This window comes from Microcoleus sp. D3_18_C4, from assembly GCF_036702355.1.
Taxonomy (GTDB): domain Bacteria; phylum Cyanobacteriota; class Cyanobacteriia; order Cyanobacteriales; family Microcoleaceae; genus Microcoleus.
The window spans coordinates 127,409-142,274 of sequence record NZ_JAUBTF010000014.1 but is presented as its reverse complement, the minus strand read 5'-3'; the positions used below and the strand labels follow the sequence as shown (position 1 = coordinate 142,274).

The window sequence follows — 14,866 nt, the reverse complement described above, 5'->3', positions numbered from 1 at the left end:
TTGCACTTTACCCTCGCTCTCGCGAGCGCATAACCCAGGCTACGTCAAGTGCCATCGATATATTCAGCAAGCCCTAAGTAGCGCTTGAATAAAGCCAGCTTTCTCAACACTAAATTTCAGATTTCTGGGAACTTTTTTCCAGATAGTAAAAAAGTTAAATTAATCAAAATTTTAGGAAATTTTCCTGGTTTTATATAATGTGAATGTATCAGGTACTAGCTAGAGCAATTCTCAGGAAGTCCGAAGTCCAGAAAAGATTTTCTGGATTTTACCTGACCAAGGCTTCCCCATGGTTTGATGCACTACTTATCTGGCTAAGGAGGTGCATGGCAAATCTACATATAGAGGTTCCCCGTGGCGGACTATTTACATTACATCCTCTGCTGCATTTAATTGCTAAAAAAATCGCAATTTTCACCCAGATTAAACTGATTATGGAGACCAGTCTCGAATTTCACTTAGGGATAAAATTAAAGTTTTTCCCTAAACTTTAATCTCCCCGATGGATCACCGAGGTTTTAATTCTGCCTTCTGCCTTTTGTATCTCTAGCCTTCTGCTTTCAAGGTGAATCTACCAGCAAATAGCAAACATTCTCATAGGGTATGCGAAATGAACTCAACTTTTGCCAGTATTGATTCACAATCTGCGAGCCGCAATTCTCGTTCTAAATCTATTGTCTTCATTGATTCCGAGTTAGATGACTATCAAACTCTTACGGGTGGCGTGCTTCCCGGTGCAGAGATCATCATTTTAGATAAAAATGGTAACGGAGTCGAGCAAATTACTGCGAAACTGCAAACAATTTCTGCTGCGGGGGGAACTGTAGACCAAGTTCACGTTTTTTCTCACGGCAATTCTGGCAGCTTGCAGCTAGGTTCTACGACGTTGAATTTGGATAATTTACCACAATATGAAAGTCAGTTGCAAGGGTGGCGAAATGCGCTAAGCGACAAAGCAGATATTGTGCTTTATGGTTGCGATGTTGCTGCGGGTTCGGGAAGCGATTTTGTCGATCGCCTGGGCGAGTTAACCGGGGCTGATATTGCGGCATCTAGCGATCGCACTGGTCGCGGTGGTAACTGGAATTTGGAGTTTGCCAAGGGTGATATTGAAGCCCCGCTAGCCTTGACTCCAGAGGCAATGGCGAATTATCAAGGGACTTTAGCGACGATCACCGTTACTAACAATAATGATAGCGGGCCCGGTTCATTGAGAGATGCGATCGCCTCCGCAGCAGCCGGCGATACCATTCAATTTGCCTCGACTCTGGCCAGCCAAACAATTACCCTCACTTCTGGTCAACTTGTTATCAACAAAAACTTGACAATTGATGCAGTTGATGCAGCGAATTTAACCATCAGTGGCAACAATACTTCGCGGGTAATCCGCACAGAGAGTGCAACAAATGTTACTCTAAAAAACCTGATTATTGCCAACGGCAAAGTTTCTGGAACCGATCAGAATAATGAGGCAACTAGCGCCGGTGGTGGCATTCAAACAGGAGGTAGCAGCACTTTAACTTTAGAAAATAGCCAAGTCAATAATAATGTTGCCGGTTTTGGTGGCGGCATTTACACGGGTTTCCGCAGCACGACGACTGTAATTAACAGCAAGTTTAGCGGCAATGATGGTTCACTAGCGGATAATACCGAACGTGGTGGCGGTGCGATCGCAACTAAAAGCGGCGGTGTTTTGACTATCAGAGATAGCGAATTTACCAACAACAAAGGCAGCTACGGCGGAGCTGTTAATAACCTGTTGGGCAGCATGACGATCGAAAACTCTAAATTCATCGGCAACCGCACAGAGAAAGGCGTTGGTGGCGCAGTTTACGTCGATGGTGCTAATGCTTCGGGGCCGAATGCAACCCCCGGCCCCGTTGCCGGAACTATTGCTATCCGCAACAGCGTTTTTGATGGCAATATCGGAGCGAGAGAAGGAGGAGCGGGATTTTTATTTGGCTATCTTCAAGATAAGATAGTTTTGGAAAATAGCACTTTTGTTAACAATAAAGCTGTTAAGGATCTAGCAGGAGTTGGAGGTTCCGGAGGCGCAATTCGTCACGGAAATGTGGATCTTACTGTCACAAACTCCACTTTTGCTAATAACCAAGCTGAAGATAATGGGGGCGGTTTGTGGGCAGGAGGGAATGGAAATATCAGCGTTGTCAACAGTACCTTTTCCGGCAACAGCGCTGCTAAGCAGGGCGGAGGAATGGTTGTCGCTAACAGAGATTCCTTTTCGACGAACATCGTCAATTCGACTTTTGCTAAGAATACCGCTGAATTTTCGGGAGGTATTGCTACTTTTAACGACCCTGTGAAATCGCCAATTACTGTCAAGAATTCGATTTTTGATAGGAATACTGCAAGTAACTCTTTTAAAACTAGGCAGCACACTGGACGGGAGCTCATCGATGGGGGAAACAATCTTCAATTTCCCGCTAAACTGACGACCGGAGATCCTAATGATAGTAATGTTACGGCAAGTATTACGATCGCCGATCCCTTACTCGGCCCGTTGGAAAATATTAACGGCGCTTTCGTGCTGCCACTGCTAGTAGGAAGTCCGGCAATTGATACTGGTACTGGTGCGGGCGCGCCGGCGGCAGATCAGCGCGGTGTGAGTCGCCCTCAAGATGGTGATAATAACGGAAGTGCGATCGTTGATATTGGTGCGTACGAATTTAATCCTACAGTCACGCCCACCCCAACTCCCACACCGACTCCGACGCCAACTCCCACTCCAACTCCCACTCCGACTCCCACACCGGAACCGACTCCGACTCCCACACCGGAACCGACTCCGACTCCCACACCCGAACCAACTCCCACGCCCACACCGGAACCGACACCAACTCCCACGCCAACTCCGGTATTAGATGATTGCCTACTCGATAGCCTCAACCCTCCGCAACTAGATCCGGCCACCATCACCCCCAACCCCGTCCAACAAACTATCAACGGCGGCGACACTACCGACTTCATCATGGGCGGTGTCATCAACGATTCAATTAACGGACTTACGGGCAACGATACTCTCTACGGCATGGGCGGCAATGACAACATTGACGGCGGCGCAGATAACGACTCAATCTTCGGTAATGAAGGCAGCGATTTCATCTCTGGCGACGCTGGCAACGATACCATCTACGCTGGCAAGGATAATGACACTGTTGTCGGTGGTGAGGGCGACGACTTGTTGAGGGGAGATTTAGGAAATGATACAGTTGCCGGCGGCCTTGGCAACGACAGCATTTTCGGCGGCAAAGATGACGATATCTTGCTGGGTGAAGATGGTGACGACTACATTTTAGGCAACTTAGGAAATGACACAATTAATGCCGGAAATGGCAACGATATTGCTTTTGGCAATGAAGGTGGAGACCTGATTTTTGGCAATTTTGGAAATGACACGCTTTACGGCGGCAAAGAAAACGACAGTCTCGATGGCGGTGAGGGCAACGACTTGCTGTTGGGCGGCAATGAAAACGATGTGATCTGTGGCGACATCGGTAACGATACCCTGTACGGGGGCAAAGGTAATGATATTCTCAGTGGTGGCAGCGGTGCAGATTTCCTTTCCGGGGATGTTGGGGACGATACTTTGACTGGTGGTTCGGGAAATGATGTGTTTTTCCTCAATCAAAGTTCGGGTAGCGACATAATTAATGATTTCCGCAGGGGAGAGGATTTAATTGGGTTGAATTCTGATTTGAGTTTTAATCAACTCAGTATTACTTCCAGCAACAATCAAACTTTGATTACTGTGACGGATACCAATCAATTGTTGGCGAAGCTTAACAATATTACCCCCGGTATTCTCACCGCTAGCGATTTCATTACTCTGTAATTATTATACTAAATCCGGTTTGTCTATACCCTCGATCATTCTGCGTATCCTTCGGCGGTTAAAACCGCTACTAAACAAACGAAGTCTGAGTCCGCAGAGTGAGACAAAAGGAGTATTTAAGCCGGATTTAGTATTATATCATCTTCCAATAAAAAGTAGCCAAGTATGATAAATATCCTCTAATATTCTGATGCTATAGCCACACATACTAATCTCTTTTTCCTAATAAAGCGGACTTGATATTATTCCATTTTAATACGATCGCACAAATGTCTGTCCTCCTCCTTGACTTCAGCATTGGTTCGCAGATAATCCCCCACGCGATCGCACGCATAACCCAGTTCATCGAGTTTGAGAATACGCTCTAGATCCCACAAAATCACAGTGCGATCGTCCCCAACCGAGGCAATCTGTTTACCATCGGGACTAAACGCAACTCCCCAAACGTTCCCTTCATGTCCGGTTAGCGTCGTGATTTCTGTCCCGTCGGTTTTCCAAAGTTTGAGTGCGCCAGTTGAGCCTCCCCCCACCAGCATTTGACCGTCAGGACTGAAATCAACCGCCATCATGCCTCTACTATTTCCCTTGAGGGTTTTGAGCAACGCGCCATCACTCGTCCAGAGTTTAATCGTGTCATCCCTGCTGGCAGTTGCCAAAGTGCGACCGTCTGGACTGATGGCAACTTCCCAAACAGGGCTGCGATGACCCTTTAGGGTCTTGGAAAACCTACCGTCAAGACTCCACAACCGAGCAGTGCTGTCGCTACTGGCTGAAAGCAGCCTCTGCCCGTCAGGGGTAAAGTCCACATCGTAAACCCTGGCTTGATGCCCTGTGAAAGTTCGTAGGGGCGGTGCCCCCGTGCCCGCCCTGCCCTCCTTGTTCCACAGTTTCACGGTTTTATCGTTGCTAGCAGAAGCCATTAGCCTACCATCTGGACTTGGGGAGATATCCCAAACTCCAGCTTCATGACCTGTTATGGTTTTCAGTAACGTCCCGTCGAACTGCCAGAATTTAATTGTTTTATCTTCATTAGCGGTAGCAAGGAAAGGTGTATTAGCAGGATTGGCAAAGTTAGTACCAGAGAGGAAAGCAACCGAGTGAACGGCACTATCGTTTCCAGCAAAAGACTTCAGCAACGTGCCGTCTCGCCCCCACAGTTTGAAACTGCCATCGGAAGAAGCGGAAGCTAGCATCTGACCTTCGGGGGAAAAATCCACATCCCAAATCGTGCCGCCATGTCCGTAAAGGACTTTCGAGAAGGGGTTTGTCGGATTCCAGAGTCGAGCAGTATTGTCGTCGCTAGCAGAGACAACTATTTGACTGTTGGGAATAAAAGCAAGCCCGCGAATTCCAGATTGATGCCCTTTAAGGACTTTCAAAAGTGTCCCGTCCGGCTTCCAGAGGTTGATGGTTTGGTCAGCGCTAGCGGAAGCAATCACATCGCCTGCTATGCTGACGGCGACTTCAAACACTTCCGCACTGTGACCGCTAAGAGTAAGTAGGGGCTGTGCCCCCGTGCCTGCCATTCCGTCGGGTTGCCAGAGTTTGACAGTGTTGTCAGCGCTGGCAGAGATAATGGCGGGACGTTTTGCACCGCTATTGTCTGCAAGTAAAGCGAAATCAACGTCCCAAACGCTTGCGCTGTGACCTTCCAGGGTTCTCACGAGTTCGCCATCTAGAGTCCAGACCTTGACCGTATTATCTGTGCTGCTAGAGGCTAGCAGGTTTCCATCCGGGCTAAAGGCAACACCCCAAACCGAACCTTGATGTCCTGTCAGAGTCTTGAGCAGTTTGCCATCAAAGCTCCACAGGCGAATGGTGCTGTCTTCACTGGCAGAGGCGATGCGCTGACCGTCTGGGCTCAGGGCGATCGCCCAGATCGCAGCCTTGTGTCCCTGAAAGGTTTTGAGCAGTTTGCCTTCCCGACTCCACAGATAAATGTTGCCGTCCACGCTGGATGTTACCAGGCGCTGGCTGTCGGGACTAAAACGAAGGGCGTAGACGCTGCTGATTGTGTGTTGGAGAGTGTGCAGCAAGGTACCATCCCGTTGCCAAACCTTGGCTGTTTGGTCGCCGCCTCCGGTGGCGATGAGTTGACCGTCGGGGCTGACATCAACTGCCAGAACCGGGCTGGAATGGCCCAACAGGCGATTGAATTCTGCCGTTCCATAGATGGCTTGTTGCAGCACTTGTTGAACTTGAGATGGCAACTGGGGGCTGGAATTAGCTAGGCTGTCGATCCTGCGTCTGGCTTTAATGGCGCTCACGAGGGCATCTAATCGCTGTTGGGATGCGAATAGCCCTGCCGATGAGGAAGTGAGGGCTTGAATTTCACTGATGCGGGCTTGGTGTTCGCTGGTGATGGCGTAATGATATTGCCAGAGGGCGAGAATGCCAAAGGCGATCGCAACTATTAGCGCTCCGCTGAGCGCCCCAAGAAATCTTCGCTGTCGCTTTGCCGTCTCTCGCTCTAAAACTAACCGTTTGCGTTCTTCTGTGAGTCTGGCTTCAACTTCTCTGAGCCTCGCCGCTTCCAGCGCTTGCTGCACTTCCAGCCTGTCTAATTCACCAGAAGCGGCTAAAAAGTGATAATCCAAATCGCTCAAACTTTTTCCCTGGGCCCAGTAGGAAGCGTCTTTTAACGATTGTCCCCGCAACAATCGCGATTCATCGGTTTGTTTGGAAGCGATCCAAGCGTTGAAAGCTTGGGAATAAGGACGCAGTTGCTCTAACTGTTTTTCTACCCATTGTAGGTGAAAAACTGCTTGATAAATCGGGTTGTTTACCTGTAAAAAACCTTGCTGTTTTACTACCAAACCTGATAGCAGCAGTTCGATCTGCTCTCGACTATCATCCGCTTCAACTTCACCACATTGTAAGAGGTTTTGATAGATACCTAAGCTACGTGCAGTGAGTTGTTCGTTGCCAATAATGCGATCGCGAATTGTCTTTAAATGCTCAGGCTCATCTTGAGATTCCCATTTATTTATTGATGATATTTTCTATTACCACAGATTCCACAAAAAATCCCTCTGTTCCCGGTGGAATTTTTAAATCACCGCTGTGGGCTTTTCCTGCCATTTTTACTACTAATTCACATATTTTTTGAGTTAAAAATGGTTGTCCTCCCGTCCAATCTAAGATTTCTTTGAGAACTGCCTGCGGATTGGCTATGACCTTTTCTAACCCTTTCGCTAATGGTTGAGCTTCTTCTAAGCTAAATCCGGACAAATCGATCGATTTTCCGATATTAAAAGGTGTCCGATTTTTATCGGTGATTAAATCGCTGGGTGTAGCTACTCCGAAAATTACGAAGGTAATCCGGTTGTATGAGGGATTGAGGGCTCGTTGGTTGTAACAATAACGAATCAAGGCGAAAAAGTCATCGACGGGAAAATCTAAGCCTAAAATACTATCAATCTCATCGACAAATATAAAAATTCGCTCATGGGAAAATTTGACTAATAAAATTTCTTCAATAAATTGACTCAATCTTTGCAGGAGAGAAACTTCTTCTTGTTCTTGCCACCAGGTTTTTAAATTAACTTTGCCTACAAGATGGAAACTGCGCCACAAATCCCCAACGATTCCTTTATACCACTGTAAGGGAGTAATGTTTTCGCTACCGATGCGGGTCATGTCGATCGTGCTGCATTGAAATCCTTCGGCTTGCAGTCGATGGAAGGTGCGAACGAGAAGGGAAGATTTGCCCATTTGCCGCGAATTGAGAATGTAGCAAAACTCGCCGAGTTTTAAGGCTTGATAAAGTTCGATATCTGCTTGTCGTTCGACGTATGTAGGCGCATCAGTGGTGAGACTGCCACCAATTTGGTAAGAGTAATCTTTCATAATTGATAGTTAATTGTTTCGGAGAATTTAGCGATCGCCCACATCGCACAAATGCCTATCCTCCTCCTTCACATCGGCATTCGTTTGCAGATAATCCCGCACCCAGTCGCAACCATACTGGAGAAAATCGAGCTGGAAAATTCGCTCTAAATTCCACACAATTGCTGTGGTATCCTGACTGGCTGAGGCGATTAACTTCCCATCAGGGCTAAATGCCACTCCGAACACCCCATCGCTATGTCCCTTTAAAGTTTCAATCTCTTGACCATCGTACCTCCAAAGTTTGACAGTGCCGTCAAAACTTGCTGAAGCGAGAGTCTTGCCATCGGGGCTAAATGCGACTCCGAATACCCCATTTTTGTGTCCCTTTAAGGCTCTAATTTCTGTACCATCCAACCGCCAAAGTCTCACCATGCTATCCATACCTGCTGAAGCGAGAGTCTTGCCGTCAGGGCTAAATGCCACTCCAGCTACCTGACGACGATGGCTTGTTAAAGTGTGTAGAAGCTTGTAGCTGGGCTTTCCAGAGGCGATCGCATTATCCCACTGCCAAAGTTTGACAGTTCCGTCCACGCTAGCTGAAGCAATAACCTTTCCATCGGGACTAAAGGCAACTCCGTTAATGTGATCGGTATGCCCTTTGAGAGTTGCCAATTGGGTGCCGTCAATCCTCCAGACTTTGACCGTTTTGTCCTCACCCGCCGAGGCGAGTGACTGTCCATCTGGATGGAAATCAACCGCGAAAACTCTACCTTGATGTCCAGTAAAAGTCTTGATTAAGGTTCCGTCTAGTTGCCACAATCGAACAGTGCTGTCATAACCGCCTGTAGCAATCGTGTCTCCCTTTGGGCTGAAATCTACTCCGAAAACTTTATCAGCTTGTTTGGGGAAAGTGTGAATTAAGCTACCATCAAGGCGCCAAAGTTTAACGGTATTATCACGACTGGCGGTGGCAATTGTCTTACCATCAGGACTAAATTTTATGGTGTAAATTGATGCTTGATGTCCGTCAAGAGTCTTCAGCAAACTGTCATCAAGTTTCCAGAGTGCGATCGGGCCATCCCAACTGGATGAGGCGAAGATTTGCCCGTCAGGACTCCAAGCCAATCCAGAGACGACATCTTTAGCGACTAGCAGGGTTTTTACAAGAGTGCCGTCAAGCTTCCAAAGTTTGACTGTTCTGTCTAGACTTCCCGAGGCAAGCAAACCACCTTGAGGGTTAAAAGCGATTTTGGTCACGGCATCGCTGTGTCCAGTTAGGGTTTTGACTAAAGTGCCGTCAAGCTTCCAAAGTTTGACTGTTTTATCCGCACTCGCCGAGGCAATGAGATATTCTGAAGGGCTAAAGGCAACATTCATAACTCTATCCGTATGTCCGGTGAGGGTTCGGATCAGTTTACCGTCTGCATTCCAGAGTTTAATTGTTTTATCTTTAGAAGCAGATGCAATAGTTTGACTGTCCGGGCTAAAGGCAACGCTGTTAACTTCATCTGTATGTCCGGTGAGAGTTTTCAGCAGTTTGCCGTCTGTACTCCAGAGTTTAATTGTTTTATCTTTAGAAGCGGAAGCAATAGTTTGACCGTCAGGTGCGATCGCGACTTGTGAAATATTATTGGTATGTCCTTTTAAGGTCTGCCATAAGGTATAACTCGGCTTGACCTTTGGTGATTTTGTACTGTTTTTGCGCCAAAGTTTGACTGTTTTATCCCCAGACCCCGAAGCAATTACATCCCCTCTGGGGTTAAATACGACTCCCCAGACTGCATTGTTGTGCCCTTGAAGCGTTCCTAGTCTTGTACCGTCTTTTTCCCAAAGATCGATCGTTTTGTCGGCAGAAGCTGAGGCGATGAGTTCCCCATCAGGACTGAATGTGACATCATTCACCACATTGTTATGCCCCGATAAATGATTATAGTCAACTGCTCCATAAACAGCTTGATGGAGAGCTTCTTTAACTGAGCGTTCGAGTTCTGGGTCTACACCACCTAACTTTTGCAGTTGTCGCTTTCCTCTGATTGCCTCTATGAATGCGTCTAATTTTTGATTTGAGGCGAATAGTGCTTCGGAAGATTTGGCGATCGCTTTGATTTCGCTGACAGCAGTTTGCCGATACTGAAAATACACCGCTAGCCCCAAGGCAGAGGCGATAATTAATGCTATAGTTACTACAAAAAGCAAAAACCTTTGCCGCCTAGAACTTTTTTTCTCTACAGCTAATCTTTTTTGTTCTTCAGTTAGTCTGGCTTCAATTTCTTTAGCTCGTTCTGCTTCCAATCCTACCTGCATTTCTCTTCGGTCTAATTCTTCAGAAGCGCCTAAAAACTGATAATCTAAGTCACTCAAACTTTTACCCTGGGCCCAAGCTTGAGCATTTTTCAAGGCTTGTCCGCGCAACAGTCGGGATTTATCGGTCTGCTTGGAAGTTATCCAAGCATCAAAGGCTTGAGAGTATGGACGCAAGGAAGCGAGATTTTTTTCTACCCATTTTGTGTTAAATACTTCTTGATAAATCTGGTTTCTTACCTGTAAAAACCCCTGAGATTTTACTACCAAACCAGACAGCAATAGTTCTACCTGTTCTCGCGAGTCATCGGTGGGTACTTCCACTCCTTGTAAGATTTTTTGATAGATGCCTAGTAGTCTGCCAGCACGTTGCTCATTTCTCAGGATGCGATCGCGGATCGTTTTTAAATGCTCTGGTTCGTCTTGAGATTCCCAATTTTGGATGATGTGCGATCGCACGACAGATTCCACAAAAAAGCCTTCCGTTCCCGGTGGAATTATCAGCACGTCACTGTGAGATTCTCGCGTCGCTCTTACTATCAATTGACACAGCTTTTGGCTCAGAAATGGTTGCCCAGAAGTCCAAGCTAATATTGCTTTGATAATTGCCTCGGCATTACTAACTACACTCTCTAACCCTTGAGTTAAAGGAGAGGCTTCTTCCAAGGAAAAACCGGGCAAATCTACTGCTTGTCCGATATTAAAGGGAGTGCGCTTTTTATCTGCTATTAAATCGCTGGGTGCAGCTACTCCAAAAATCGCGAAGGTAATCCGGTTGTATTCTGGATTAATGGCTCGTTGGTTGTAACAATAACGAATTAAGGCGAAAAAGTCATCGACGGGAAAATCTAAGCTTAAAATACTATCAATTTCATCGACAAATATAAAAATTCGCTCGTTAGGAAATCTCGCTAATAATACCTCTTCAATAAATTGACTCAATCTTTGCAGGAGAGAAACTTCTTCTTGTTCTTGCCACCAGGTTTTTAAATTAACTTTTCCTACCAGATTGAAACTGCGCCACAAATCCCCAACAATTCCTTTATACCACTGTAAAGGAGTGATATTTTCGCTACCGATGCGAGTCATGTCGATCGTGCTGCATTGAAATCCTTCGGCTTGCAGTCGATGGAAGGTGCGAACGAGAAGGGAAGATTTGCCCATTTGTCGCGAATTGAGAATGTAGCAAAACTCGCCGAGTTTTAAGGCTTGATAAAGTTCGATATCTGCTTGTCGTTCGACATAGGTAGGCGCATCAGTGGTGAGACTGCCACCAATTTGGTAAGAGTAATCTTTCATAATTGATAGTTAATTGTTTCGGATAATTTAGCGATCGCCCACTGCATCGCACAAATGTCTATCCTCCTCCTTCACATCGGCATTTGTACGTAGGTACTCTCGCACGCGATCGCAACCAGAGGCTAGTACCCGATCTAACTCTACACTCTCCTCTAAATTCCAGAGAATTACTGTTTTATCCTCTGAAGCAGAAGCAAGAGTTTTGCCCTCAGAACTAAAAACTAAAGACCCCACCCGTGCGTTATGTCCAATTAAAGTGGTAATCTCATTGCCGTCACGTTGCCAAAGTTTAATCATACCGTCACTACCCCCTGTAGCGATCGTTTTATTGTCAGGACTAAAAGCCACACTCCAAATTCCAGAAAGATGTCCCTTGAGAGTGTGTAGCAACTTACCATCACGACTCCAAAGTTTAGCCGTTTTGTCATCACTCGCCGAAACAATTACCTCGCCGTCCGGGCTGAAAGCTACACCAAAAACTAAACTACTGTGACCTTGAAGGGTCTTAATTAACCTACCATCAAGTCGCCAAAGCTTAACTGTCTTATCTCCACTTGTTGAAGCAATAACCTTCCCATCAGGACTAAAAGCTACCCCCCAAACCCCAGCTTTATGTCCTCTGAGGGTAGTCAATTCGGTTCCGTCTAACTGCCAAAGTTTGACTGTTCTATCCCCACTGGAAGAAGCTATAATTTTGCCGTCAGGACTAAAAACGACTCTCCTCATATCAACTCCTCCTGGGAGAGTCTTCAATAAAGTGCCATCAGCACTCCAAAGTTTCACTGATTTGTCTGCACTAGCGACAGCAATAATGTTGCTATCGGGACTAATAGCAACACCACTAAACGCAGAGTTACGCCCCTCAAATCGCCTCAGTAACTTACGATTTCTGTGCCAAAGGAAAACCTCGTTTCCGCTTGATGAAACAACTAATCTTTGATTTTTGCTTAAAGCTACTCCCCAAACGCCAGCAGTATGTCTCCGTAGAATTGTCAGCAAGGAATTACTGAATTTCCAGAGTTTAACAGTACCATCAAAAGAAGTCGATGCGAGATATTCCCCATTGTGACTAAATGAAAGATCGCTAATTGCGCTGCCATGTGCTTTGATCGTGGTGAGTAAGGTGCCGTCAATGTTCCAGAGTTTGAGTATTTGGTTATCAGAACCAGAGGCGATCGTTTCTCCATCGGGGCTAAAAGCTAATGCCTGAACTCCTGCTTCATGGGCGGCAATTGTTCTTAACAAAGTGCCGTCACGGTGCCAGAGTTTAATAGTACCGTCTCCAGTGCCGGCAGCGATCGCATTACCATCAGGACTAAAGGCAATGGATAAAACAGGAGATTCATTTTGTGAAAGCGTTTTCAGCAAGGTGCCATCACGTCGCCAAATTTTCACAGTGCTATCTTCAGAAGCGGAGGCAATTAACTTTCCATCTGGGCTAAAAACTGCTTTCCTGACTACGCCAAGATGGCCTCTTAATGTCTTGAATAATGTGCCATTGCGCCGCCAAAGTTTCACCGTACTATCTTGGGAAGCTGAGACAATTAATTCTCCATCTTGGCTAAACTTGACGCTGTAAATTGGAGCTTTATGTCCTGTGAGAGTGTGTAAAGGTAGTGCTGCTTTATCTGTGCTACTGTTAAGCTGCCAGAGTTTAATGGTTAAGTCTCCACTCCCAGAAACGATAAGCTGACGATCGGGACTGATGGCAACTCCTAGAACGGGTGCTATATGTGCTTTGAAGGTGCGAATTAATCTGCCATCTTGATGCCAAATTTGCACCTCCCCGTCGCTTGTTCCCACAGCGATCATCTCATCATCAGGACTAATGGCTAAGGCATTCATCCAACCACTATTGCCTGAAAAACGGTTATATTCAATTGCTCCATAAATTGCTCGACGTAGCGCCGATTCAACCATGTCATTTGTCGGGCGATCTGTACCGTTTAATAGTTGTAGTTCTTTTCTGGCTTTGAGGGCTTCTATTAAGGCATCTAACCGCTTATCTAAGGCAAATAGGGCTTCGGAATACCGCGTTATACTTTGAATCTTACCAATTTTTTCATTGCGTTGGCTTTGAGTGGCTTGATGATATTGTGAAAAGGCGATCGCTCCCAATCCTAAAGCTAAGATTAATGCCATACTGAGTGTTACTATAAAATGTTTTTGTCGTTTGGCATTTTTTTTCTGCTCGAACAGGCGCGCTTCAACTTCTGTTAGTCGTGCTGCTTCTAGTGCTTGTTGCACTTCGATTCGGTCTAATTCTTCACTTTGGGATAAAAATTGATAATCTAGGTCACTTAAACTTTTTCCTCGCGCCCAATTTTGAGCGTCTTTCAATGCTTGTCCCCGCAATAGGCGCGATTTATCTTGTTGTTTTGCCGCCCACCACGCATCTAAGTTTTGCGAGTAAGGACGTAGTAATCCTAATTTGGTTTCGATCCATTCGCTGTCAAAAATTTTTTGATAAATTCGATTTTTTACTTTCAATAAACCTTGTTTTTTTTCTACCAAGCCACTGAGTAGCAATTCTATTTGTTCTCGACTGTCATCGGTTGGCACTGGCACGCATTGCCAAATTTTATGGTAAATTCCCAGCCATCTACCCATGCGTTGCTCGTTTCGCAAGATGCGATCGCGGATTGTCTTTAAATGCTCAGGTTCATCTTGCGATTCCCAGTTATTGATGATGTTTTCTGTCACCACCGATTCCACAAAAAATTCCTCGGTTCCCGGTGGGATTTTTAAATTCCCGCTGTGGGACTCGCCCGCAGTTGTTACCACTAACTCACATATTTTTTGAGTTAAGAATGGCTGCCCTTCCGTCCAAGCTAAGATTTCTTTGAGAACTGCTTGCGGATTGGCTATGACATTTTCTAATCCTTTCGCTAATGGTTGCGCTTCTTCTAAGCTAAATCCTGACAAATCGATTGCTTGTCCGATATTAAAAGGTGTCCGATTTTTATCGGCGATTAAATCGCTTGGTGTAGCTACTCCAAAAATCGCGAAGGTAATCCGGTTGTATTCTGGATTAAGGGATCGTTGGTTGTAACAATAACGAATTAAGGCAAAAAAGTCATCAACGGGAAAATCTAAGCTTAAAATACTATCAATCTCATCGACAAATATAAAAATTCGCTCGTTAGCAAAGTGTTCTAATAAAATATCTTCAATAAATTGACTCAATCTTTGCAGAAGAGAAACTTCTTCTTGTTCTTTCCACCAAGTTTTTAAATTAACTTTTCCTACCAGATTGAAACTGCGCCACAAATCCCCAACAATTCCTTTATACCATTGTAAGGGAGTGATATTTTCGCTACCGATGCGGGTCATGTCGATCGTGCTGCATTGAAATCCTTCGGCTTGCAGTCGGTGCAGGGTACGGACTAAGAGAGAAGATTTGCCCATTTGCCGGGAGTTAAGGACGTAACAAAATTCGCCAGCTTTTAAGGCTTCATAAAGTTCGGAATCTGCTTGCCTCACTACGTATGTAGGCGCATCACTGGCGAGACTGCCCCCAATTTGGTATGTTACCTGGGTCATGCCGTTTATGGGTGGGTTTAAAGGTGAGTATGTAGTAAA

At 45.8% G+C, this 14,866-nt stretch carries 3 protein-coding genes and 1 pseudogene; 1 reads left to right on the top strand and 3 read right to left on the bottom strand.

Going from position 1 to position 14,866, the window contains the following annotated elements:
- Positions 1 to 610: 610 nt before the first annotated feature.
- Complete coding sequence (locus tag QUA90_RS09975) at positions 611 to 3,853, top strand: DUF4347 domain-containing protein (RefSeq protein ID WP_333445251.1); 3,243 nt, start codon at positions 611 to 613, stop codon at positions 3,851 to 3,853.
- Between the two features lie 242 nt (positions 3,854 to 4,095).
- Here the strand turns inward: QUA90_RS09975 and QUA90_RS09970 are convergent.
- From QUA90_RS09970 to QUA90_RS09955, 3 genes and pseudogenes are all read right to left on the bottom strand, one after another.
- Positions 4,096 to 7,702 (bottom strand): annotated as a pseudogene (locus tag QUA90_RS09970) (AAA-like domain-containing protein).
- 27 nt (positions 7,703 to 7,729) lie between these two features.
- Positions 7,730 to 11,284, bottom strand: coding sequence for a WD40 domain-containing protein (locus QUA90_RS09960; protein WP_333445245.1), 3,555 nt, complete (start codon positions 11,282 to 11,284; stop codon positions 7,730 to 7,732).
- 27 nt (positions 11,285 to 11,311) lie between these two features.
- Positions 11,312 to 14,827, bottom strand: coding sequence for a WD40 domain-containing protein (locus QUA90_RS09955; RefSeq protein ID WP_333445243.1), 3,516 nt, complete (start codon positions 14,825 to 14,827; stop codon positions 11,312 to 11,314).
- Between the last annotated feature and the right edge of the window lie 39 nt (positions 14,828 to 14,866).

Bases quoted from the DNA above. Each gene is read 5' to 3' on its own strand.
- QUA90_RS09975 (WP_333445251.1), top strand. From the start codon at position 611: ATGAACTCAACTTTTGCCAGTATTGATTCACAATCTGCGAGCCGCAAT.
- QUA90_RS09960 (WP_333445245.1), bottom strand. From the start codon at position 11,284: ATGAAAGATTACTCTTACCAAATTGGTGGCAGTCTCACCACTGATGCG.
- QUA90_RS09955 (WP_333445243.1), bottom strand. From the start codon at position 14,827: ATGACCCAGGTAACATACCAAATTGGGGGCAGTCTCGCCAGTGATGCG.